General features: G+C 59.7%; 25 protein-coding genes and 1 pseudogene. 17 read left to right on the top strand and 9 right to left on the bottom strand.

Features of this window, described 5'->3' with window-relative positions:
- Positions 1-70: 70 nt before the first annotated feature.
- The 4 genes from OKW27_RS06525 (at position 71) to OKW27_RS06510 (ending at position 2,693) form a co-directional block, all read left to right on the top strand.
- The gene (locus OKW27_RS06525) at positions 71-685 is read left to right on the top strand and encodes a glutathione binding-like protein (RefSeq protein ID WP_429332961.1); all 615 of its coding nucleotides are present in this window, start codon (positions 71-73) and stop codon (positions 683-685) included.
- Complete coding sequence (locus OKW27_RS06520; protein WP_429332960.1) at positions 685-1,323, top strand: glutathione S-transferase family protein; 639 nt, start codon at positions 685-687, stop codon at positions 1,321-1,323. The genes OKW27_RS06525 and OKW27_RS06520 overlap by 1 nt, the downstream gene beginning before the upstream one ends.
- Before the next feature lie 58 nt (positions 1,324-1,381).
- Positions 1,382-1,687 (top strand): YciI family protein, encoded by a 306-nt coding sequence (locus tag OKW27_RS06515; RefSeq protein WP_429332959.1) that lies wholly within the window; start codon positions 1,382-1,384, stop codon positions 1,685-1,687.
- A gap of 127 nt (positions 1,688-1,814) precedes the next feature.
- Positions 1,815-2,693, top strand: coding sequence for an intradiol ring-cleavage dioxygenase (locus OKW27_RS06510; RefSeq protein ID WP_429332958.1), 879 nt, complete (start codon positions 1,815-1,817; stop codon positions 2,691-2,693).
- A 260-nt stretch (positions 2,694-2,953) separates the two neighbouring features.
- Here OKW27_RS06510 and OKW27_RS06505 read toward each other — a convergent pair whose 3' ends face one another.
- Complete coding sequence (locus OKW27_RS06505) at positions 2,954-3,523, bottom strand: PucR family transcriptional regulator (RefSeq protein ID WP_429332957.1); 570 nt, start codon at positions 3,521-3,523, stop codon at positions 2,954-2,956.
- 769 nt (positions 3,524-4,292) lie between these two features.
- On the opposite strand from OKW27_RS06505, the gene OKW27_RS06500 reads away from it, so the two are divergent.
- The 3 genes from OKW27_RS06500 (at position 4,293) to OKW27_RS06490 (ending at position 6,225) form a co-directional block, all read left to right on the top strand.
- Positions 4,293-4,556 (top strand): hypothetical protein, encoded by a 264-nt coding sequence (locus OKW27_RS06500; RefSeq protein ID WP_429332956.1) that lies wholly within the window; start codon positions 4,293-4,295, stop codon positions 4,554-4,556.
- A 210-nt stretch (positions 4,557-4,766) separates the two neighbouring features.
- Positions 4,767-5,459 carry a protein mobD gene (locus OKW27_RS06495; RefSeq protein ID WP_429332955.1) on the top strand — a complete coding sequence of 231 codons (693 nt, stop codon included), beginning with the start codon at positions 4,767-4,769 and terminating at the stop codon, positions 5,457-5,459.
- Positions 5,452-6,225: a hypothetical protein gene (locus tag OKW27_RS06490; protein WP_429332954.1), complete on the top strand. Its 774-nt coding sequence runs from the start codon at positions 5,452-5,454 to the stop codon at positions 6,223-6,225. Before OKW27_RS06495 ends, OKW27_RS06490 begins: the two co-directional genes overlap by 8 nt.
- Here the strand turns inward: OKW27_RS06490 and OKW27_RS06485 are convergent.
- The 4 genes from OKW27_RS06485 to OKW27_RS06470 all read right to left on the bottom strand — a co-directional run bounded on the left by OKW27_RS06485 (position 6,126) and on the right by OKW27_RS06470 (position 8,716).
- Entirely contained in the window at positions 6,126-6,371 is a 246-nt protein-coding gene (locus OKW27_RS06485) for a hypothetical protein (protein ID WP_187619994.1), read from the bottom strand. The two genes, OKW27_RS06490 and OKW27_RS06485, sit on opposite strands and share 100 nt — an antisense overlap.
- 85 nt (positions 6,372-6,456) lie before the next feature.
- Positions 6,457-7,083 carry a hypothetical protein gene (locus OKW27_RS06480; RefSeq protein WP_429332953.1) on the bottom strand — a complete coding sequence of 209 codons (627 nt, stop codon included), beginning with the start codon at positions 7,081-7,083 and terminating at the stop codon, positions 6,457-6,459.
- Between the two features lie 77 nt (positions 7,084-7,160).
- Positions 7,161-7,994, bottom strand: a complete 834-nt coding sequence (locus OKW27_RS06475) for a DUF932 domain-containing protein (protein WP_187629872.1) — start codon at positions 7,992-7,994, stop codon at positions 7,161-7,163.
- Between the two features lie 497 nt (positions 7,995-8,491).
- Positions 8,492-8,716, bottom strand: coding sequence for a hypothetical protein (locus OKW27_RS06470; protein WP_429332105.1), 225 nt, complete (start codon positions 8,714-8,716; stop codon positions 8,492-8,494).
- On the opposite strand from OKW27_RS06470, the gene OKW27_RS06465 reads away from it, so the two are divergent.
- The 5 genes and pseudogenes from OKW27_RS06465 (at position 8,715) to OKW27_RS06445 (ending at position 13,360) form a co-directional block, all read left to right on the top strand.
- Entirely contained in the window at positions 8,715-9,224 is a 510-nt protein-coding gene (locus OKW27_RS06465; RefSeq protein ID WP_429332867.1) for a hypothetical protein, read from the top strand. The genes OKW27_RS06470 and OKW27_RS06465 overlap by 2 nt on opposite strands.
- On the top strand, positions 9,196-9,585 hold the full coding sequence (locus OKW27_RS06460) for a hypothetical protein (protein WP_429332952.1): 390 nt from the start codon (positions 9,196-9,198) through the stop codon (positions 9,583-9,585). Before OKW27_RS06465 ends, OKW27_RS06460 begins: the two co-directional genes overlap by 29 nt.
- Positions 9,578-11,077 carry an IS21 family transposase gene (istA, locus tag OKW27_RS06455; RefSeq protein WP_429332103.1) on the top strand — a complete coding sequence of 500 codons (1,500 nt, stop codon included), beginning with the start codon at positions 9,578-9,580 and terminating at the stop codon, positions 11,075-11,077. Before OKW27_RS06460 ends, istA begins: the two co-directional genes overlap by 8 nt.
- Positions 11,055-11,855 carry an IS21-like element helper ATPase IstB gene (gene istB, locus OKW27_RS06450; RefSeq protein ID WP_429332102.1) on the top strand — a complete coding sequence of 267 codons (801 nt, stop codon included), beginning with the start codon at positions 11,055-11,057 and terminating at the stop codon, positions 11,853-11,855. Before istA ends, istB begins: the two co-directional genes overlap by 23 nt.
- 345 nt (positions 11,856-12,200) lie before the next feature.
- Positions 12,201-13,360 (top strand): annotated as a pseudogene (locus OKW27_RS06445) (IS30 family transposase).
- Positions 13,361-13,449: 89 nt separating this feature from the next.
- On the opposite strand, the gene OKW27_RS06440 reads toward OKW27_RS06445, so the two are convergent.
- The 4 genes from OKW27_RS06440 to OKW27_RS06425 all read right to left on the bottom strand — a co-directional run bounded on the left by OKW27_RS06440 (position 13,450) and on the right by OKW27_RS06425 (position 17,074).
- On the bottom strand, positions 13,450-14,127 hold the full coding sequence (locus OKW27_RS06440; protein WP_429332951.1) for a hypothetical protein: 678 nt from the start codon (positions 14,125-14,127) through the stop codon (positions 13,450-13,452).
- Between the two features lie 76 nt (positions 14,128-14,203).
- Positions 14,204-15,568 carry an MFS transporter gene (locus OKW27_RS06435; protein ID WP_429332950.1) on the bottom strand — a complete coding sequence of 455 codons (1,365 nt, stop codon included), beginning with the start codon at positions 15,566-15,568 and terminating at the stop codon, positions 14,204-14,206.
- A gap of 164 nt (positions 15,569-15,732) precedes the next feature.
- The gene (locus tag OKW27_RS06430) at positions 15,733-16,548 is read right to left on the bottom strand and encodes an IclR family transcriptional regulator (RefSeq protein WP_429332949.1); all 816 of its coding nucleotides are present in this window, start codon (positions 16,546-16,548) and stop codon (positions 15,733-15,735) included.
- Between the two features lie 100 nt (positions 16,549-16,648).
- Positions 16,649-17,074: a hypothetical protein gene (locus OKW27_RS06425; protein ID WP_429332948.1), complete on the bottom strand. Its 426-nt coding sequence runs from the start codon at positions 17,072-17,074 to the stop codon at positions 16,649-16,651.
- Positions 17,075-17,533: 459 nt separating this feature from the next.
- On the opposite strand from OKW27_RS06425, the gene OKW27_RS06420 reads away from it, so the two are divergent.
- The 5 genes from OKW27_RS06420 to OKW27_RS06400 all read left to right on the top strand — a co-directional run bounded on the left by OKW27_RS06420 (position 17,534) and on the right by OKW27_RS06400 (position 22,812).
- Positions 17,534-18,961 (top strand): FAD-dependent oxidoreductase, encoded by a 1,428-nt coding sequence (locus OKW27_RS06420; RefSeq protein WP_429332947.1) that lies wholly within the window; start codon positions 17,534-17,536, stop codon positions 18,959-18,961.
- Positions 18,962-19,045: 84 nt separating this feature from the next.
- Complete coding sequence (locus OKW27_RS06415) at positions 19,046-19,846, top strand: class I SAM-dependent methyltransferase (protein WP_184062650.1); 801 nt, start codon at positions 19,046-19,048, stop codon at positions 19,844-19,846.
- Positions 19,847-20,221: 375 nt separating this feature from the next.
- Entirely contained in the window at positions 20,222-20,491 is a 270-nt protein-coding gene (locus OKW27_RS06410) for a hypothetical protein (RefSeq protein WP_184062652.1), read from the top strand.
- A 450-nt stretch (positions 20,492-20,941) separates the two neighbouring features.
- Positions 20,942-22,300, top strand: a complete 1,359-nt coding sequence (locus tag OKW27_RS06405; protein ID WP_429332946.1) for an FAD-binding oxidoreductase — start codon at positions 20,942-20,944, stop codon at positions 22,298-22,300.
- Between the two features lie 56 nt (positions 22,301-22,356).
- Positions 22,357-22,812, top strand: a complete 456-nt coding sequence (locus OKW27_RS06400; protein WP_184062656.1) for a thioesterase family protein — start codon at positions 22,357-22,359, stop codon at positions 22,810-22,812.
- Positions 22,813-23,057 lie beyond the last annotated feature (245 nt).

Here is a 23,057-nt window from a genome sequence, read left to right as displayed (position 1 = left end):
CACGTCGACGTCGCAGCCGTATTCAAGAGATCGCGCTCCTCGAGCGCATGGGCATTCTGGAGCACACGACATGATTGATCTTTATACATGGGGCACACCGAACGGTCGAAAAATATCGATCGTGCTTGAGGAACTCAACCTCGATTACAGATTGCACCGGATCGACATCACGAACGGCGAGCAATTCGGTGAAGAGTTTCTGGCGCTGAATCCGAACAACAAGATTCCCGTCATTCGCGACAGCAGTGGGCCGGACGGACACCCGGTCACCTTGTTCGAGTCTGGTGCAATTCTCGTCTATCTCGCTGACAAGACGCAGCGCTTGCTACCGATTTCCGGGTTTGCGCGCTATGAAACAATTCAGTGGCTGATGTTCCAGATGGGCGGCATCGGCCCAATGTTCGGACAGACGCATCACTTCCGGCGCTACGCTGCGGAACAGAAATACAGCCTTGAGCGCTACACCGCCGAGACCCACCGGCTATACAAGGTGCTCGACGGTAAGCTGGCGAAAAGCGAGTTCGTAGCCGGCGGCGCGTATAGCATCGCCGATATCGCGATCTATCCGTGGGTTGCGCGCTTTGAACTGCATCAGCTTGACTGGGCCGCGGTTCCGCATGTCAAGCGCTGGTACGACACGCTGAGTGAACGGCCCTCGGTGAAGCGCGGCATGGAGGCACTGTGATGACGAGCCCTTCGACTCTGACCGTATTGGGGCGCGCGAACTCTTCGAATGTGCAGAAGGTGATGTGGCTGTTGGCGGAAATCGGCCAATTCTGTCAGCGCATCGACGTGGGTGGCAAGTTCGGCGGCAACAGGGAGCCGGCGTACTTGCAGAAGAACCCCAATGGTGTCGTGCCCACGTTGATCGACTCAGAGACGGTAGTGTGGGAGTCCAACACCATCGTTCGATACCTGTGCAACCGGTTCGAAGCGCATGCACTGTATCCCGCTGACTACGTGCGCCGAGCTTCGGTCGAGCGCTGGATGGACTGGCAGCTGTCGACGCTGGGCCCGGCGAACGCGCAGTTATTCCAGAGCATCGTGCGCACACCTGCCGGGGAGCGCGTGCAAGACCTGATCGACGGATACCGCGACCGCAACGCGACGCTATTCGCTGTCCTCGACCAAGCGCTGGAGGGGCAAGACTACGTTGAGGGCAACAGTCTGACGCTTGCCGACATCGTACTCGGGCCGTTGACTTATCGTTGGTTCGAGCTACCGATCAAACGCCCCCAATACCCGAATCTGCGACGGTGGTATGACCTGATCTATCAGCGGCCAGCGTTTCAGGAGCACGTTGCCGGAATCGGCCTGAGCTAGCGTTTTATGACCATGGTTCGCATGGGTGCGGACTCGAATGACAAACGGAGGAGTGACCATGTTGTTTCTGATCTACCGTAAAGACAAACCCGGCAACTTGCACGTCCGGCTCGAAAACTTCTCGCGTCATCTGGAATATCTCGGACCGTACTCCGACAAAATCCTTCTGGGTGGCCCGACACTGGGCGAGGGAACTGGAACCGGCGACGGCGATATGACCGGTAGCTTCCTGATTCTGGACGCTGCCGACTGGAACGAAGCCGAAACATTCGTCAAAAATGACCCGTTCACTCAGGCGGGGCTCTTTGCGACGACCATCATCGAACGCTGGAAGCACGGCAAACACGACGACGCGGCGCATTAACGCGTCGTGAGAACGGCAAGGTAGCGTGGCGGCGACGTCGTATCGCGAGTGCGCGCAGATGTTTTAACCAGCACGACGGAATAACTGTCTTTAGTCCCGTGCGAACCACAACATGAGGGAGGCGCCAGTGCGCAACCTTAACGAAGACAACATTACTCAAGCGGTTCTGGCACGTCTGGTCGACATGCCGGTAAGCCGGTTGAAGAGCATTCTCGTCAATCTGATTCAGCATTTGCACGCATTCGCCCGTGAGACCAAGCTGACCGAGGAAGAGTGGAAACAAGGCATCGATTTCCTGACGGCAACAGGGCACAAGTGCACCGACACGCGCCAAGAGTTCATTTTGCTGAGCGACACACTCGGATTGTCGCAACTGGTGGTGGCGCAAAACCACCGGCGCTCCAGCACGGCGACCGAGCAGACCGTATTTGGCCCGTTCCATGTGCCGGGTGCGCCGGAACTGCCGCCTCAAGGGGCCGATATTTCCAACGGCACAGCCGGTGAGCCGTGCTTTATTACCGCACGTGTCATGTCGGCGGACGGCGAACCGCTGGCCGGCGCGAACGTGGACGTGTGGCAGGCCGATGCAGAAGGGTTCTATGACGTCCAAGATTCTGAATGGTCGGACGACAACATGGCGCTTCGTGCCCGCTTCGTCACCGACGAATCAGGCACGTTGAAGTTTCGTACGGTCAACCCCAAGAACTATCCGATTCCCACTGACGGAACGGTAGGGCAGATGCTCGAGGCGATGCACCGTCATCCGATGCGTCCGGCGCACATCCACTTCATGGTGCAGAAGCCAGGCTACGATACGCTCGTCACGCACATCTTCTCGGACGGGGATCCGTACCTCGACTCCGATACCGTGTTCGGCGTGCGCTCGACTTGCATCGGCCGCTTTTTGCGGCATCCCCCTGGTACGGCGTCGGACGGAACGGTCATGGACGAGCCTTTCTTTACGATGAATTGCGATCTTGTTCTTGATCCCATACAGCAATCCTGACGACGCCGGGTGCCACGACCGGGCGGCACGTGTTTCGAGGAGATACAGATCCAGACTCGAAACGGAAGGAGGGAATCAGCGCCGCCCGGCAAAACGGACAGTACACTGTGGGCGCCGACTCGGCTTTGAGTCGCCGTGCCGACAATCGAGTGAGCCGCCCGATCGGTGCATGGCCCCCGCGCTACCCAACAGCGGGATTGCCACAATCCTGATTCGCGATATGCGATGCGACATCGCGAGGTAGCTCGCACTGGATCAGGTTACATTCGCAATGTAAGATCGACCGTCACTCTGTGTTCATGGCGGCGCAGATCCATTCCGCTGAGCTGTTCAAACTGCGTCAGGCGATAACGGACAGTTTTCTGGTGAACATGCAGCCTGAGCGCCGTCGCCTGCAGCGAGCAGTCAAGGTTGAAATACGCCCGGAGGGTTCTTGCGAGGACGCGATTGTGCTTCAGGTCGTGTTCGACCACCTCTCCGAGTATCGCGCCCACCACACCTGTTACATCGACATCACTGCGGATGGATAGCAACAACCCGAGTACGCCCAGTTCTTCGGAGATGGCAATGCTTTTCGCACCGAATTTTGTCGCAGCCAGCAGCGCGACAGCGGCCTCCCGATGTGCCGTTCGGTAGTCTACCGCGGCTCCGCTGATCGAACTCACGCCCCAGTTTGGATCGAAGCCGGGAATCCTGATTGCACCGCTGACCCGGATGGCGACTAGCGCGCGACGTAGTTGTTCAGCTTCGTTGCCGGCGATGAGCGCAATAAGAAGGTTACCGCGCGCTGTAGCTGCCGCGGCGGAACATCGACGGGCTGGAAAACGCACGCTGTGCTTGTAAGCGGTACATGGGCGCCCTAAACCGGCGGTAGCCTATCCTGCCATCCCTCGTTTCAATGTCCGTTTTTATCTCCCGGCTAAGCGCTTTCAGCGAGGTTGGCCGGGAATTTCCGTAAGGTGGCCAGATGCGTCCGCGGGATGCACCCCATGAATCCGCTGTTCTTCCTTTGCTCGACCGCACACCGTATCTCATGGTGCGGGATGTCGATTGAACGAGTCTGCATACTGGGCAGGCGGATTTCTGCGTAGTGATCCGGTCCACTGCCGCTACCTGAATGTCAAATGTCTGCGAGGGCCGCGGCTGGAGTCGGTAATCGCACGCGCTGAATCGGCAACGTCGATTCAGCTCCGGGCGGCTGTTGATCTCCTAAAATCTCGCCGGTCTTTCCCAAAGATATGCAGGCAGGGCTATCGGGAGTTCGTAGAGTAAGGGATATAGTCTGCGAGACTATCGTGTCTCTATCGGCTCGCAGTTCCATTGTGTGAATCCTGATGGCCAGAACGATTCAGCCCGTTGCCTGTGATCGTTCTGCGCCTGCGCCGTCGTGAAGTTTGCCCGGAATCCCTTCGCTACGTCTTTCCGGACATCAGCCCGGTCCGTTGCTCGTGCCAGACGTGTCCAAAATATTTCCTTTATTCCAACGCGATCCGTCTGATTCCATGACGTTCCGATAGCGAAAATCCGGCCAAAAACAGGTGTTGACGAGGTCTTCCCGAGTGAACAAGATGGGATAAAGAGAGCACGACGGAGCGAGCCATGCCAGTTGCGAAAAGCTATACCCGGGCGCAATGGGATGAGCTTGTCCGCACTCTGGAATCACTGCCGGTCAAGCCAAAGGCCGAGCAGCGCGTCTCTATTACCGATGCGATGAAAGAGATGCGTCTGGTAATCGGTGCGGTGAGGAAGAAAGGATATACGCTGGAAGAAATCGTTGAACATGCACGGAAGAAGGGCGTTGATTTTAGCGTTGGCTCTGTCAAGTACGCGTTATACCCATCGAAGAAAGACAAACCAGCTTGACAGTCTGCAAAGGAATCGGCACGAGACAATGCCGCGCCATCGCCTCGTACGAAGAAGGTAAGCAAGGTCGATGTACCGCGCGCAGAGGCGGTCAGAGAAAATCAAAAGCAGGATGCGGGAGAGATTGTCAGTAGGCCGGGAAGCATGGTGATGCGTGACGCGTTCTCATTCGAGATCAGGCCTGACACCGAGAACCTTTAGAGGATTCAAATGGACATGACGACTTACCCCATCTATCTCGTTGGTGGCAGCAAGGGCGGCGTAGGCAAGAGTTTTGTTGCGCTCGCGCTGGCCGATTATCTGCTACGGCGGGATATTCATGCGGCGCTTGTGGAAACGGATACCTCCAACCCAGACGTGATGAAAGCAGTCCAGGATGATATGCGCTGCATTGCCTATAACCTGGACGATGCAGACGGCTGGATCGGCCTTGTCAATTTCTGCGACGAGCAACGAGACGCAGCGATCGTTGTCAACACGGCGGCGCGGAGCCAGACGGGTGTTGAGCAGTTCGGGGCGACACTGGCCGGCGCGCTTGGCGAGCTTCGGCGCCGGCTTGTTGTCCTGTGGGTGATCAACTGGCAACGCGACAGCCTTGAATTGCTGAGCGCTTTCAACGAGACGTTCCGGGACGCGGTGATGAACGTCGTACGCAATGGCTACTTCGGTCCGGCGGACAAGTTCACGCTGTATCAGGGGTCGCAGCTTCGCCGTTCCATCGAATCGCGCGGTCACTCACTGGATTTTCCTGATCTTGCGGATCGGGTCGCGGACGAGCTTCGCAGTCAGCGCATGTCGATTCGCAAGGCAGCGGAGACGATGCATATCGGTGAACGGGTCGAGCTATTGCGTTGGCTTTCGTTGTGCGATGCCATGTTCGCCAAGGTAACGGTCGATGGATAGCAGGCAGGGCAGGCCGGTGGACGAGCTCGCCTGTCTGTTTCTCGACGTCACGGGCGAATTGCCCGACGATGCCAGTGTGCTGCGAATGCGTCGGGTATCGAGTGCGCTCAACCTCCGCGACAACGATGCGCTGTGGTCTGTGCTGGTCATGCTCGAGCACTACGGGCGACTCTACGAGGCCATGCCGGAGCGCATCCGGCAGGCAGGCGCGGGCAGTCTGGATGTCGTGCGGTCGGAGGCGCGGGCAGCGACGGATGCGTTGATGACGCAGCATCGTGACGCGCTCGCGCGCTGCAAGGCCACGATTGAACTGGCCGGGCAGATGATCGATGAACATGAGGCGCGCTACCGGGCCGCGCTTGCGGCGCTGAACGATGAGGCGCTGGCTACACTCACGCAGCGGGCGGCGAATCACATTGCCCGCGTTGCCGGTAACCGGCTCGTGGGGGCGACGGCTGTCGCCGTACGTGACCAACAGAAACGGATCGATACGACGCTCACGTCATTCGAGCGCGTCGCGCTGCGGCGGCTCGTGCGGGCGTGCTATGGGCTGGTCGTCGGCGGACTGATTGTGATGCTGCTGGCCGCGGGCGCAGGCGGGCTGGCCGGATGGTGGGCTGGCGTCCATTGGGGGCGGGCAGACGGGTCGCCGTCTGCCCGCACGGGTTATACCTCGTCGGTGTCACCCTCCATGAATTCAGCAGCGTGGCGGAGCACGTCTGCAGCCGCGTCGTTTTGGTCGAAGGCGATCATCGGTGCCCGGTAGCCTTCATCTTCGGCGCGGGCAAGGGCCATGTCGTAGTGCTTGCCTTCGTTGTATTGCAGATCGGTGGCTTCAACGAAAGTCAGGGAGAGGTCGGGCGAGCCTTCGGCATTGATGGTGAGCACGGCCATGCGGATGCGGTTGGTCATGATGTGTTCCACCGGTTCAAGTCTGGCAGGCGGCGCATTCGGGCTTGCCGCCTGCCTCGTCCCGTTGCCGGGGCGAAAGGTGGGATCACGCTACGAGGGGGCCGGATTGCGCGCTGTCCATGCTGTCCGAAGTCGGGTACGGCCACGACGTCAGCGGGCTACTGGCGACAGGGGCGGCTTCTGCGTCGGCGGGCGTATCGTTGACGTGTTCCGTGCCGTTACCGGCATCCGGCTCAGCATCGACGTCTTCGTCTTCCGGTGTGTCGTCCGCGCCGTTGCCGGTATCGCCCGCATCGGCGCCGTCTTCATCCTCGTCGTCACGGTTTTCCCGTGACGGCGTGGCCGGGGCTTCGCGATCGGTGAGTATTTCCGGGAGCCATGCCACCTTTGCGAGCCGAAGCTCGGCGGCGGCTGCCGCGTCGGTCTTCTTCATCTTGTTGAGGTCGGTGGCGGCTTTCAGTGACACGGCAGCGGAGACAACGTCCGCGATGCGTGCCTTGCTCCCCGACAGCGGTTTCGTGCGGGCGTTGAGCGGTGAGGGCCGCAGGCTGGAATACGGCACGGTGACGAGCGGCTGTTCGTCGCCGAAGTTGGTTTCGAGCGGCGAGACGCCTTCGTCGGTGTTCGCCTTGACGGTTTCGACTTGAGCTTGCATGACTGACTCCAGAAAAATAAAAAGGAAGGTTCCGGGTCGGGTGCTGTCCGATTCCACCAGGACGTGACCCCGATAGGAGTCCTGATGGAATGTGACGGAGCGAGGGAGACAAAACGCTCCCGCCCCTGCGGCGCTTACTCCTTCATCTGGCGCATGGCGTCAGCGAGCATCCACAGCGCACGGTTGAGCTTCACGTTCTGGTCGATGCCGGTGATGGGGCGCGTGGACATGGCGCGCCCGCTGCGAGAGCGCCCGTGCAGGCCGCCTTTGGTGAGGTTTTCCTGCACCCGGTTAAAGACCGTCCAGAGATCGTCGTGGCGATCTTCGAAACGGCGCGGCACCAGTAGCTGACTTTCGGTGACCGGGGCGGCTGCCTCGGCGTCGGTGGGGTCGTAGCGCAGGGCGAGGGCAGAGCGGGCGAACGCATGCTGTTCGTCGAGGTTCAGTTCGACGGCTCGCATACCTTCCTTCTGCTCGCGGATCAGGTCGAAGCCGTCGAGAACGTCAAACGCGCCGTTAATCACGTTCTGTACGACGTTGCCTTTATGTGGTACGCGAATATCGGCGATGTTGTCGCCCGCGACCATGCCGTTCCGACAGACAAAGCGGAACGTGCCTGCGAGCATCTGGTAGCTGCTGGTGCCGTCATGAGAATTCAGCAGCACGATCTCATCGGCTTCCTCGCCAGTGATCTGATCAGCATGGCGAAGCCGCAGCATGTGCTTCGTGAATTCGCGCTTGCCCTGATCGCGCACGCGGGTCTGGCAGATCATGAACGGTTGGAAGCCTTCGTTCCGAAGACCGCGCAGGACGTCGATGGTCGGAATATAGGTATAACGTTCCGAACGGCTTTCGTGCTTGCCATCAGCGAAGATGGACGGGGCGACGCGCCGGATCTGATCGTCTGAAAGCGGCGAGTCAGCGCGCAGCATCGGGGAGCCGTAATGGAAAGAGGAAGCGAGTTGCATGGCAGTCTCCACAGTCAAGGTTGAGGACCTGAGCCGGGCGATGGAATGTGGTTTGCCGTTGCGGCTGGACACTTTCCGGTGGAACTCGGGGTTGGCTTTGCTGCCGCCTGGCTCCCTGGTTCCCGCCCGTGCGACTCGAGGAGCCGATAGCGGGCAGGCGTCAAGGAAAAAGGCGAGGGAGGGGTGCGGGCAACACGGTCCCTCGCCCCTTGATGCGTGGCCGCTATCGGCTACGGTCGCGGGTCAAGGGCGGGGAGCTGGGAGCCGGGTGCATGCCGTGCCTCGGGTTGACCGGGCAGGGTTTGGCGCAGGACCCGCGGCGATGTGATTGATCGTGATACCGAAATAGACAGTGGGGTCTGTGCCGCGGCTTGGTGTCCGAGACGGGATTGAACGAGGCACGCGGCCCGGTTCATACTGCGACAGCTCGCTGTCTTCAATCATCCCTGCAGTCCATCTGCCGTCGTTAGGGGCGCCGCGGGTTCTGCGGCTGTTTGTCATCGGCAACTTGAAAGTCGTCGAGATCTGACGGTGCGAACGTCATCTTCTTCGTGGTGGTTTTTCTTCCGGGTGCGTTTTCTTCCGGCTTTTGTTTCATAAAGGCCTGGCTGTTCTTCGCTTTTCGCTTCTTCTTCGGCTGTTGTTTTTTGTTCGTGCCGAACCTGACGGCGAGGCTCGGGCGTAGGCGCGCGCATGATCTGCCCCCAAGGAGGGTCGGTCATGAAGCGCGTCGGACAGCGAAAGTGCCGGCATTGCGGGGCCTGGTTTCGTCCCGATCCCCGCAATGCGCGGCACCAACGGTACTGCAGCGAACCCGCGTGTCGCCGGGCGAGCAAAGCCGTCAGCCAGCGGCAATGGCTGGCCAAACCCGAGAACCAGGACTATTTCCACGGTGCGGAGCACGTCGCGCGGGTGCGGCATTGGCGCGCCGAGCATCCGGGCTACGGGCGCCGAACGCAGCAGAAGTCCGAGAAGTCTGGGGATGCGTTACAAGAGAACTGCCGCGCGCAAACCCTTGCCCCACAAGGCTCGGGGGCCGATTCGGGAGGCGCTGCGTTACAAGAAGTCTTATCGGCGCAACCGGCCGTCCTGATTGGGCTGATCGCCCATTTGACCGACAGCCCGTTACAAGAAGACATCGTGCGCAGCAGCCGGCGGTTGCTACAACTGGGGCAGGACATCTTGCATGGGAGGGGGGAGCATGCCGAGCAAGCGTGTGATTTGCCCTGAGCGGATCCGGCAGATTCCGGCGCACTTCAGTTGGGTCGATCACCGGCTGGTGCGCGAGCGCTACATCGAGCGCTGTGACGCCTGTGCGGCTGCGCTGTACCTGTTTCTGGTCACCGTCGCCGATGCGCAGGGCCTGAGCTACTACGCCGACGCGACGCTCGCACGGCGCCTGTCGATGGCGCCGGCGCGTCTGGAGATGGCCCGCAGCGACCTGATTCGCGTCGGCCTGATCGCCTGGCAAAGGCCGATCTATCAGGTGCTGGCGCTGGATGCGCCGGTGCCGGCGCCGCCGCTGCCTCACGCGGACGTGACGACGCAGCTTGAGCGGTTGCACGCGGCGCTGGGGAAGCGTCGTGCTTGATTATGAAACGTACTGCAAGATTCGCGACTGCCATGATCGGCAGCACCTGACGATCACGCAGACGGCGCGCGCGCTCGGCCTGCATCCGCAAACGGTGTCCAAGTGGTTGAAGGCCGCGCGGTACGCACATCGCGCGCAGCCGCCACGCACCAGCCGGCTCGATCCGTTCAAGGCGCAGGTGGTGCGCTGGCTCGATGCGCACCCGTACAGCGCGCAGCAGATCTTCCAGCGCTTGCGTGAAGCGGGCTTCGACGGCGGCTATACGATCGTGCGCGACTACGTGAGCAAGATCCGCCCGCCGCGGCGCGAGGCATTCCTGAAGCTCGCGTTCGCCCCGGGCGAGTGTGCCCAGGTCGACTGGGGCGAATACGGTTCGATCGCCGTGGGCTCGACGCGGCGGCGGCTCTCGTTCTTCGTCATGGTGCTGTGCTACAGCCGGCTGATGTATCTGGAGTTCACCGTCTCACAGACGATGGAGCACTTCCTCGCCTGCCACGAACATGCCTTTGCCGCCTTCGGGGGTTGTCCGGCCAAGATTATGGTGGACAATCTGAAGTCCGCGGTGCTGCAGCGGCTGATCGGCCAGGCGCCGGTATTCAATCCGCGCTACCTCGATGCAGCGCGCCACTGGGGGTTCGAGATCGTCGCCTGCAACGTCGGCAAAGGCAACGAGAAGGGCCGCGTCGAGAACGGCGTGGGCTACGTCAAGAAGAATCTCTTGAACGGGCTCGAGCTCGCCGAGTTCAGCGCCATCAACCCCGCGGCCCGACTCTGGCTCGATACCATTGGCAACGTGCGCATCCACGGCGAGACGCACCAACGCCCCGTCGATCTGTTCGAGACCGAGCGCGCGCATCTGAAGCCGCTCAATGCTTCGCCCTACGACGTCGCGCGCATCCTCACGGTGCGCACGAGCAGCCAGTTTCGCGTAGCGCTGGACACCAACCACTACTCGGTGCCGGCGCGCTACGCCAATACGCGCGTCACGCTCAAGGCCTATCCCGATCGGATTTGCATCTACTACGAGAACCAGTTGATTGCCCGCCATGTGCGCAGCTACGAGCGTCACCTCGATATCGAGGATCCCGAGCATCCGAAGGCCCTGCTCGCGCAGCGTCGCCATGCGCGCGAACAGCGGCTGATGCTGCGCTTCCTGAGCCTGGGCCCGCACGCCCAGGCCTATTGCGAAGGCCTCGAGCAACGGCGCATCAATGCGCGCCAGCATGTGCGCAAGATCGTCGCGTTGAGCGAAATCTACGGCATCGAGGCCGTTGCGCGCGCCCTGCAGGACGGGCTCGCGTTCCAGGCCTTCAGTTGCGAGTACATCGCCAACATGCTCGAGGCCAGAGCGCGGCAGCGGCCCGAGGCCGGAGCACTGCATCTGATCCGCCATCAGGATTGGCTGGAGTTCGAACTCGCGCAGCCGGATCTCTCGTGCTACCGCGTGCCGGAGGCCAACGATGACCAGGATGACGACAAAGACAAAAGCTGAATCCAGCGCGCCACAGTCAGGCGCCGATTCTGCGGCGACGCTGCGCACGCAGCTTATGCAGCTGCATCTGGCCTACACGCTGCAACACTACGAGGCTTTGGCCAGCGAGGCAGCCGCCCAGCACTGGTCGCATGTCGGGTATCTGGCCCGCCTGGTCGAAGGCGAGGCGCATCGGCGTGAAGATCGCAGCGTCGCCCGACGCGTCGCGCTCGCGCGATTCCCGGTACTCAAGACATTGGACCAATTCGAGTGGAACTGGCCCACCAAGATCAATCGTCTGCAGGTCCAGAATCTGTTTCGCCTGAACTTCATCGAGGAGCACGCCAACGTGATCTTCCTCGGCGGCGTCGGGCTGGGCAAAAGCCACTTGAGCATTGCGCTGGGCCATACCGCCTGCCTGCGCGGCTACTCGGTGCTATTTGCCACGGCCGTGGACATCATCAATTCGGTGAATGCCGCCTGTGCCCATGGCGGGCTCAGGCGTGAATTGCGCCGCTACGCCAAGCCGCGCCTGTTGATTATCGACGAACTCGGATATTTGCCCATCGACCAGCAAGGCGCCGACATCCTGTTTCAGATCGTCAGTCAACGCTACGAACACGGCGCCACCATCATCACCTCCAATCGCGCCTTCAAGCACTGGCCCGACATCCTCAACCACGACAGCACCTTGACCTCCGCGCTGCTCGATCGCGTCTTGCATCATGCCGAGACCGTCGTCATCGAAGGCAAGAGCTATCGCATGAAAGACCAGAGCGACCCCGAACCCGCCGCTTGACGCCGTTCACCACCGTGAGTTTCAAACCGCCCGATTCGCGTGAAATTGACGCCGCCGCTGACAGCTGTTCAACCACGACTAGCGGCCATTCACCGACGCGAGGCTGAATACAGCTTCTCGGCCATTCCCGACATTCAGGTATCGCATCTGTCAGGCAGCTATGAGTCGCTTTGCCGACATTCGCACTTCGGCGGCGGCGAGCGTCTGCTGCCACTGCAACCGAATGCGTACTTGCGACCCACAGCAGACCGCCGCATAAATTGACCGAATGACCGCTACAGACGGGCGGATTCAACCGGTGGATGCAACACACTGAAGACTGCGCAAGCAGTGGGAGTGTTGCAGATGAAACAGCGACGCCGGATTTACTACAGCGAGAAGCAGAAAGCGCTGATGTGGGAACGTTGGCGGAAGGGAGAGTCTCTCCAGAAGATCGCCCAGCTTTTTGACCGGAACCACTCGTCTGTACAGGGGATTCTGGCTGAGACAGGTGGAATCCAGCCACCACAAAGGCATCGATCGGGATTGGCATTGACGCTGGAGGAGCGCGAAGAGATCTCACGGGCACTTGCGGCCGACGATTCGATCCAGTCAATCGCCATGCGACTTTCGCGAGCTCCCTCCACCATCTGTCGTGAGATCAAACGTAACAGCGGCCCGGACGGCTATCGGGCAAGCCACGCCGATCAGCTCGCGTGGGATCGCGCGCAGCGACCCAAAGCCTGTAAACTGGTTGAGCACCGGATGTTGGCGCACATCGTGGCAGCCAAGCTACAACTGCAGTGGTCACCGCAGCAGATCGCCGGATGGCTCAGACGCGCGTACCCAGACAACGAGGACTACCACGTGTCCCACGAGACAATCTATCGTTCTCTCTTCATACAGGCCCGTGGGGCCCTGAAGAAGGAGTTGCTGGAGCACCTGCGGCGCACCCGGGCCATGCGCCGTTCGCGCCATCACACGCTAAAGACGGAGGATCACGGCAGGATTCGTGACACCGTATCGATCAGCGAACGCCCGGCTAGCGTTGAAGACCGCGCGGTACCGGGCCACTGGGAAGGTGATCTGCTGTGCGGTAGCGGCAGCAGCCAGATTGCGACGCTCGTCGAGCGCCAGACACGCTATGTCATGCTGGTGAAGATAGCCAGCAAGGACAGCGAAACGGTCATCAATGCGCTCATCAGACATGCCAGCAAGTTACCGCAGGAACTCTACAAGTCGCTCACCTGGGATCGGGGGACGGAGATGGCCGGGCACAAGCGCTTCACCTCGCCACCGACATTGCCGTCTACTTCTGCGACCCGCAACATCCCTGGCAGCGTGGGTCGAATGAGAACACGAATGGACTATTGAGGCAGTACTTCCCGAAAGGTACCGATCTGTCAGTGTATTCGCAGGCCAAACTCAACGCTGTGGCAAGACGACTGAACGAGCGTCCAAGAAAGACACTGGACTACGAGACGCCCGCCGAACGATTCCAGCAAACTATTGCATCCACCGGTTGAATCCGCCACGTTGTCACGGACATTCGATGCAACGTCTCGCGTTGGCCGGACCGCTACCCTCCCTGAATTATTCCAGGCATCAGATGCCCTTACGCAGCGGCCCACCTAGAATGGCAGACGAAGACGAGATCGTACGAATCGAACAAGTCAGGATTGACCCCGGCCGCCTTGCTCGCCTGCATAATCGCCCGGTCAAGCGAGCCATTATCGAGCGACTCCACAAGAAATAGGCCCGCGAATTCACCTTCTGAACTTCGCCGCATCGATTTTTCCTGCGTGGCAATGGCCGTCGCCTCGTTCTTCACGGCCATGATCTGCGCGTTCACGACCCAGTCGCCTTTCGCGAGCGCATCAACGATTGCCTGCCCTTGCAGGGCTGTCAGGCATTCCGGTAATGCGTCTTCAAATCGTGTGATGGCGAGGTGACCGCCGTGTCCGGCAGAGTTCGCACCCTGGGCGAGAATAGTTCCGCCGCCTCGGCGAAACCGTTCGAGCGTCGGCATTATTCGGCGCGTCCACGTAGTCGGGTTATTCAACCGATCGAGATAGCCAGAACTCGCCATCACCTCCGCATTGTCCAGTTCGTACAGCATCATGTACTCCGAGGGCCGGCTGTTGCGTCGTTTGAAGACCCGCCCTGATCGAAAACCCGGGACGGCTACCCGTTCGAAAATATGCTCCCGGGTGAGCCAGTGCATGTAGTCAATTTCTGATTCGGCCGCGATCGTGCTCCAGATCGCGAGCAGGCCAGTGTTTTCGTTGTCCATCTGAGTTTGCTCCATCTGCTTTCGAGTGCTTAAAGGCTGTGCTTCTTCCAGTGCAAAGCGAAGGCACAGTGCGAGATCAATATGTCGCCTGCCCAGAGACACGTTGATGCTCACCGGCGATCTCGGCCGCTGAGTCGAGGCGGTTCATGTCGATGCCCGCGGTCTCTGGTCCGATGAAGATCATGCAGAACGACAGGATATTGAGTGCTCCTACTAATGCAACGAGCGGCCACGGGGAGCCGTTGCCAAGGTGTATTAGCCATGCGGCGACCACCGGAATCGGCCCACCAGCAAACAGGCTTGCGCCGGTGAATGCGAGGGCCGAACCGGAATAGCGAACATTGGTTGGGAACGCCTCAGCGAACGCGACCGGTTGAATCCCCGTTTGGACCTGCGTGAATGCCATGAAAAGCCCCATGGCTATCGCCATCGGTACGAAGCTTCGAGTAGCGAGGACTTGAAAATAAAACAGCATGATTACGAAGGTCGCGGCGGAAGCGAACAGTAATGCGCGCTTACGACCGATCCGGTCACTCAACAGGCCACCAAAGATCGAGCCTGCGATGGCACATGCATTGGCAATCATCAACAACATGAAACCGGTCTGCTTGGGCACGCCGAGCGTATTCGTCAGATAGCTCAAGGTGAACACGACGGCAAGATAGAAAAGTGCAGTCGGTCCGCAGAAGAACAGCATCATGCGAATGATCGTCTTGTAGTGCAGACGGAACGCATCCCTTAAAGGGCTTCCGACCTTCGCAACGGCGGATTGCTGCATCTTGACGAAAGCAGGAGTTTCCGTAACGCGCAGTCGGATGTAAATGCCGACAAGCACCAGAACGAAGCTCAGCACGAACGGAATCCGCCAACCATAGGTGATGAAAGCACTGGCGCTCATTGTCGAAGAAAGTAACAGAAGCACAGCATTTGCAACTATCTGGCTCAGCGGAGCGCACATACCGATCAAACCAGAATACTTACCTCGCCGGTCTGCTGGAGCGTGCTCCAGCGCCATCAGTTGGCCACCGGTAGATTCGCCGCCAAGTGCAAAACCCTGAACAATGCGGAGAATGACAAGCAGCAGAGGCGCATAGACACCTATCTGCGCATACGTTGGCAGCAAACCCATCAATACCGACGTCAGGCCCATCACCGACACGGTACCGAGCATGAGATTGCGACGTCCAACCTTGTCGCCAAAGTACCCGCAAATGATCGCGCCAAGTGGACGCGCGGCCAGTCCGACGCTGAAAGTTGCCAACGAGGCGAGCATGGCGGAACTCGAATCCATCGCCGGGAAGAACAACTTTGGCAACACGGTGGCTGCGACTGATCCGTAGAGCGTGAAGTCAAACCATTCAAGCGCGGTGCCAAGCGTGGCGGCGCTCACCGCCCTATTCGCCATGGAATGTGAGGTAGGTTCTTCTGAAACATGGTTCATGCGTGTCTCCTGCCGTCTTAAAAAGAGTCCGTGCTGCTTTTGCGTCAATCGCTTATTTTGATTTCTACTACTAAATATCAGATCTGAAACATTGGCAAATTTCAATTCGCCACGTCACTACATCAAGTCACGAACGGATAACGTCCAGCATTAGACGCCTTGGCCTAGCGCTCAACGCTTGCTGTGCGGCTGACGCCTTGCAGCGCTTGCTTAAGCATGGGTGACACACCGCTTGCATCGGACAATTCAGTCGCCGTCGCCATGAGCGCCGGAGCGAGCTCTTTCATTCTCTCTTCTGTCAACCGTGACATCGGTCCCGCGATGATCAGGACTGCGCGCACTTCGCCATTGCTCATATGCACAGGCGTAGCCATAGAACTCATGGCCGGTAGAAACATGTCTTGCGTCGTTGCGTACCCATTCTTGCGCGCAAGCTCGATCATTGGCAGTAGCGCTTTGAACGTGGTCGGAGCAAGCGGACCAAAGTCTGACGGCATGCCAAAGCCCTGCTTCGATACAAGCCTCAGCGCGTCTTCTTCGCTCTTGCCAGCGAGCCAGATCACTCCCGCGGCGCTGCATGAAAGAGTCACCGCGCGGCCCATCTCGGGATCGTAGCGGAGGCCTTGTCTCGCGCCTTGCGCCTTGGCAACGTAGATCAGTTGCTCGTCGTCGACAATTGCAAGCCGCACTAATTCGCCCGAGGTAGTCGCAAGTCGTTCCAGAATGGGTTGGGCGACGTCCACGACCCCGCCTGCGCTGAGAAAGCGAAGTCCCAGCGACGGAAGTTTCATGGTCAGCGAAAATTCGCCGCGTCGTTCGTCTTTGCGCACGTAACCTTGCTCGACCAGATCCGCAAGAAGGCGATGTGTGGCGCTAACCGGCAAATCGAGCTTAGCGGAAAGTTCTGAAAGCGTTTTGCCTTCTGGCGCGCTGGCGAGGTCTTCCAGTACACGGAGGATGCGTTCGGCTATGGCGCTCATGATGATTACCCGTGTCGAGTCATTCGACGTGAGAGTCATGATAGTGGAAAGTATTTCCAAAAAGCAAATACTTTTCAAAATCGCTCAACCGGGCAGGCTGTTATTCGTTCGATGAATAATGACTCAACAGTTTCGAAAGGTGGCCAGCGTCCGGTCTCAGCGCATCTCCTGACGGAGGCCAGCCGACCTCAACAGGCGGCTCATGGCCGATCACTGTCTCACGCAATCGGCATACGCAGTCCCCGTGCTTTCTCAACTCGTCGCGTAGTTTAACGAAGTTATAGACTTCGCCGCTGTAAGTCAGGCATGCAATCGATTTGCCTTCTTCAGCGGCTTGCATCGGTTGCGCCCCGCCTTCCAGATCGATGACGGAAAGCCTGCGGTGACCGAGTGCCGCATGGCGGTCGATCCAGATACCCTGTGCGTCGGGGCCGCGCAGTGCCATGGTGCGTGTCATCGCCTCAATGAACGGTTTTTGCTCGTTCAGGTCGCGGTCGTAATCTACCCAGCCAGCGATTCCACACATCGTGCATCTCCCTTGCAATCTGAAAGACATGCAACAGGCCGATCGTCATCTAGCTATCTGAAATCAAACGGATCCAGACGAAGCGGTTGCATTGCTTCCTCGGATAACACCTCACAAGATAGAAAATTCCGCGGTATTTGGCGGATAGGTAGATGTCTGGTTCTGTTGACGATGTTGTGACACTCTGCTGGAGACAGAGCATTTGCAAAAGCGGCCAGAAGCGGTCATGCGCCTCCTGTTTCTTGACGGTCTTCCGGCGCACTCAGTCTTCCTTTGTTGTAGACGGCTCCCTGAAAACAGCATCGCGCCCTTCTCCCGCGGCACGGAATAAAGGCACTGCTACGGCTGTTTTCTAGCTAAGTCCGCTGAGTCGCGGACTGTCCCGCTCACAAGAATTCATCGTGGTGCACGTTACGCCGAGCAGGTGCTTTACTTCCAATTAACGTCGCAGGAGCTAGGATGCCGAATCGTTTTTCAGGTGAACGCGCAGTTGTCATTGGCGCAGGAATGGGCGGACTGCCCGCAGCACAGGCGCTTGCCGACTACTTCAGGGAAGTCGTCGTGCTCGAACGGGATGCGCTTCCGTCCGACTCGACGCCTCGGCCTGGCGTGCCGCAGGGCAAGCACCCGCATGGGCTGCTTGCCGGCGGCTTCAAGGCACTGTGCGACCTGTTTCCGGGTTTTTCATCCACACTCGTGCAGGCAGGCGCCCACTCGGTCGACTCGGGTCTCGAGGTATACCTTGAGTATCCAGGACAGGATCCGTTTCCGGCTCGCAGTCTCGGTGTAGCAACCTTTACGATGACGCGTCCGCTGCTCGAGCTTGCCGTGCGTCGTCGTGTGCATGAACGCCCGAACGTCGTCTTTCGCGACGGGTGTCGCGTCGTCGCCATCGGCGCCACGCCTGACGGCAATTCGGTCGCTTCGGTTTCGTACAAGACCCGCGGGGGCAAGCTGGAGATATTGCCGGCCGACCTCGTCGTCGATGCGTCCGGACGCGGCAAGCCTACGCTGGACTTACTTGAGGCTACCGGCCGACCCATGCCTGAGGAGACGGTCATCGGCGTCGACTTCGGTTACTCGACCGCGGTCTATACGATTGCGCCCGATGTGACTCCCGACATGAAGGTCATGTACACCATGCCCAAGGCGCCGGAAGAAAGCCGTATGGGTATCGTGCTTCTGCGTGAAGACGGCAAGTGGTTCGCGGCACTCGGAGGACGAGGCACAGACACGCCGCCCGCCGACGGCGACGCATTCGCCGACTACGCCGCAAGCCTGCCGACTGCCACCGTGTATCACGCGATCAAAAACGCCACCCTGCACGGCCACATCGAACAGTTTGCGTTCCCTGAAAGTCGGCGGCGTCACTTCGACAGTTCCAACGACTTTCCTCGCGGACTGATCCCGATCGCCGATTCAGTGTGCCGTTTCAATCCGGTCTATGGACAGGGAATGAGCGCCGCCGCGCAGGAAGCTGTCGTGTTGCGAAATCTGCTCGCGGCGCACGCCGGCGATGCCGATCCGCTTGCCACACTCAGCAGTGAGTTCCTGTTAGCGATCGAGTCGATTGTCGAGAACCCGTGGACGCTGGCTGCGTTGCCGGATCTGGCCTATCCCGACGCGCGGGGCAAACGCCCGGCCGATTTGGAGAAATCCATTGAGCACCATATTGCGGTCACCCAGGCGGCGCACCAGGATCCTGATATTCATAAACTGCTTATCGAGGTGTTGAACCTGTTGAAGCCGGTCAGCGCGTTAAAGGCGCCGGAGGTCATGCGCAAGGTGACGAGTGAAGAGGTCAAAGCGTGTGTAGGGCCACACGGCGCGCGGCGCAGCGAGCCTTCCGCCTCAGGCGCAAACCCAGGCTACGCAGATGCAAGCTAATCAGATGTCCATAGCGAAGGTCGCAGACGGGTTGCGTCCCGCCGCAGTGCCATACGTCAACCCAATTCTGACAGGAGCGCGTTCATGACCGAAGACATGCCGGACTTCAACTCATTGGCGAACCCGTATGAGCGGTTTGCTGAACCACTGACCAGCCGTTTTTGCGAGCGGGCAGCGGTTTTATCTGGCGTAGGCAGTAACGAGCAGGTGATCGACGTGGCGACCGGTACGGGCGCACTTGCGCTGATTGTAGCGGCTATGGGGGCCCGGGTTCTTGCCACCGATATCGCGCCTGCCATGGTAGCGCGGACCAGCGAACGATTACGTCCGTTCCCGGAATGTGAGGCGCGAGTGATGGACGGCGCTTCACTCGACGCCGGTGACGCGAGTTTCGACGCGGCGTTTTCGATCTTTGGCGTGATGTTGTTTGCGTCGTGGCGGGCGGGTTTGGCTGAGATGGTGCGCGTCGTGCGGGCCAATGGGCGGGTCGTTGTGGCAGCCTGGCCAAGCCGGGTTGGCGCCACGCCGATGGTGATTCTGGATGGCGTGTTCAGCCGCGTCTTCCCCGGCCGATCGCTGTGGGGCGAAAATGGCCTGAATGAGTGGTCGCAAACGAGCTTGCGAGGCGCCGTGATTGAAAGTGGCTGCTCCGACGTCACCGTGACGGTTTGCGAGACGATCCAAAGTGCTGCTTCGGTCGACGCCTTGTTGGAGGAATTCGGCCCATTATTTCACTTCGCGCCGAACTATGCGGCCTTGACAGACGAGCAACACGCGCGGCTCCAACCCGCTCTGAAAGCGGCTTTCCAGGCGTATGCAGAGTCGGACGGCTCAATCAACCTGCCTTCATCGGCGCTCATCGCAGTCGGGCGCAAGTCGAAATGAGGTGATGCCTGTGCGGACAAACTGCTCGACCTGCTCTTGTCGCAGATGGCTGCACAGACCAAACATTGGATATTGGCTGGAAACTTTGTTCCCGGGTCGTGGCGGGTGTCGGGCGCGAGCGCGCTGACTGCCGACAGCTACGGAGCCTTGCCGCCTTGGTGACTTATCCCGGTCGCCGCCTGATCGGGAGTGCCTCTTCTGGCCTGAGGGAGGCGCTGTATCGCTTGCTTACACCAAACTATCGTGTAGTGCCTGAAGCCGAACTAGTGCCATGAGTTGGAAATTCGCATACGACACTTTGGCCAGCCATTCGTAGCCCCTAACAAAACGGGGAGCTAGCTGCATCAACGAGATGCGAAGTTGAAGGAGCGGTCGATGAGTACGATAAAGAGCTCTTTACGTCTGCTGGTCGAAAAATGGCTTGGGCCGACTGCGGCCATGTCGGCCCGGGTGACCCGGTTCGGCCGCATGAACTCAAATCAGCGGCGCTATGTATGTGTGGAGGCATTGCGGCCAGCAGGCACATTGGCAATCTATTTCTTCCTCCACGATGACGGTGTGTGGTGCGTGTTTCCACCTGCGGTCGAACGTCCTGCGATGAGCGTTCATGATTTGCAGCGGGATTGCGGCTCGCTGCTTGTTTAGGGAATTTATAACTCATGACATTAGCAATCTATTGCTGCGCAAAGATGCAAGACCACAAACCGTTCACTCCGCATAGTGGACGTGCATTTTGGGGAACGCAAGTAATCCGTTGCGACAGCAGAAATGCCGATGGTTTGCATCGCGACCACATCCGGTCTTGCGAAATGAGCTCCGGCATGCTCCACGAGGTCGCTAAATATTGGGGCCGTCGACTCGCTGGATCGAGCGCGGTGATTGTCAACGGTTCACAGCAACGAGTCGAACGTCCGGAGTTGGCCGCACGCGGTCCAATGATGCCCCCAGGGGAAAGCGGTAACATTGAAAGAGACCGGACGGCCTCGGCACGGGGACAGCCTGTTGTCGCCCCTCAATGGATTCGGACCCGCCACATCGCGCTCAAGGCGGCACGGACCCGGCTACAACTTTCGGAACAGTGAGCGGGAGAGTTCAATGAATGCTAACCACACAAACGCTGACCTCCTCAGGTTGGCTGAAGTTCTCAGAGAAGTGGGATTCGAAGTCGTCGAACCGAGCGACTGGGCAAATGTTTCGCCGCGCTGGTGGAACGGCGCGCTTTGCCCACGGCCATTGCTCCTGGCGCGCTGCGATACCACCGAGAAGGTGAGTCGTGCATTGCGCGTAACCAACGACGCTCACGTCCCAATATCTATCTACAACGGCGGGCAGGACTGGGCCGGTCGCTCACTCCGCGAAGGCACCGTCATTCTCGACATATCAAGGATGGCGAAACTCGCGATCGACGCCGATAGTCGCGAGGTCATGATCGGCGGCGGTGTCACGGCAGCCCAACTCAATCAGGCTGCGGGCGAGCATGGCCTCGCGGCAGTGATCGGCAATGACGGCGCGGTCAGCATGACCGGCCTCGTCCTCGGTGGGGGGTACGGCCCGCTCATGACACGCTTTGGCCTGGCCTGCGACAGCCTTCTGTCCGCGGAGGTCGTGCTGCCTGACGGGAGGATTGTCGTCTGCGACGCGGAGCGCAACGCCGATCTGTTCTGGGCCTTGCGAGGCGGCGGTGGGAACTTCGGCGTCGTCACCGCCATGCGGCTGCGCCTGTACGATCCCGGAACGGTGCTCAGTGGCACGATAGTCTTCCCTTTGGCAGACGCGCGCGCGGTGTTGGCTCGCTTTGCGGACGTGGCAAGTCAGGCACCCGCCAATCTGTTCGCCTCTGCCGTCCTGTCGCCTGTACCTGATGGCAAACCGGTCGTCGTGTTTTCCATGGTCTGGTCAGGCGAGGTGGCGACCGGCGAGGCAATTCTGGCCAGGGTCGGGTCCGTGGGAACTCCGCTTCTCGTCAAGGCCGTTCCGATGCCGGCGTCAAGCCTCTTGTCTCTCACCGACGGGAAGCTCGCGCAAGGCCGCGGTTACGAGGTCGCGACCAGATGGTTCGACGCGCTCGGCCCGGCCACAATCGACGCTCTTGTCTCTGCGTTCGAGGCCCGTACCTCGCCGCTCACGTCAATCATCATTCACCACTGCCACGGAGCAGCAACCGACGTCGCTCCCGGGGATACCGCGTTTGGGATGCGCAAGCCTCACTTTACGGCCTTGATCTATGCGACCTGGACGCCTGAGAGGGATGACGCTGAACCCCATCGCGCGTGGGCACATAGGCTCAACGCGGCGCTTAGCCCGACAGCACTCCCGGGCGGGTACGCCAACCTGCTACCCGACACGTCCGCAGAACAAATCGCGCGCGCCTATGGACCTAACGCCGCGCGTCTAGCGAGCGTTAAAGAGCAATTCAACCCTTCAGGCGTTCTTAAGGCCATTCCACTCCCGTGATGCGAACACAAGACCGGCAGGAAGATATCACGCAACACCTATTGTAAGGCCACACTATGTTCGAGACGGAACTCTTCGCCGGCTGGGGCGACATGGATTTCAACTCACATATGCGCAACACCGCCTATCTCGACAAGTCGGTCGATGCGCGGATGCTGTACTTCGCGAAACAGGGTTTTTCGATGTCGGAGTTCATGAAGCTCCGTATCGGACCGGTGGTGATGAAGGACGAGATCGAATATTTTCGCGAGATCCATCTGCTTGATCGGATAACAGTAGGCTTTGCGCTCGCTGGCCTGTCTGCCGATGGAAGCCGTACGCTGTTGTGCAACGAGTTTCTTCGCGAAGGCAAGCTGGTGGCCCGCGTGACCTCAGCGGTTGGTTGGCTCGATCTGGAAAAGCGCAAGCTGACGTGTCCACCTCCCGCCCTGCTCGATGCGATGCATGCATTGGACAAGACCGAGGATTTTGTCGAATTGCCGAGCAGCGTAAACCGAGCGCAATCGAGTTGAGCCCTCGGCTCCGGTTCCGTCGGAGTTAAGTCCTGGTCCGGTCAGGCAACGCGCGCCTTTGGAAGACCAATGACCGTTTGAAGAGTGGAACGGACGTCTGAACGGCCGACCGGCGCTACGCCGAATGACACTTTGTGGCCGAAGCTTGCCGGTCATCCCGTCGCACGTGAGATTCGCGGCGTTGCGTCGCTGGTCGGACCTTGAACGACCCATTTGAGACGCTCAAGAAAGGTCTCCGAACGTCC

Origin of the sequence: Paraburkholderia sp. 35.1 (assembly GCF_050436525.1) — a bacterium.
GTDB classification, from domain to species: Bacteria; Pseudomonadota; Gammaproteobacteria; order Burkholderiales; family Burkholderiaceae; genus Paraburkholderia; species Paraburkholderia tuberum.
The sequence above is the reverse complement of the archived record's forward strand: the minus strand, read 5'-3'. Positions and strand labels throughout refer to the sequence as shown.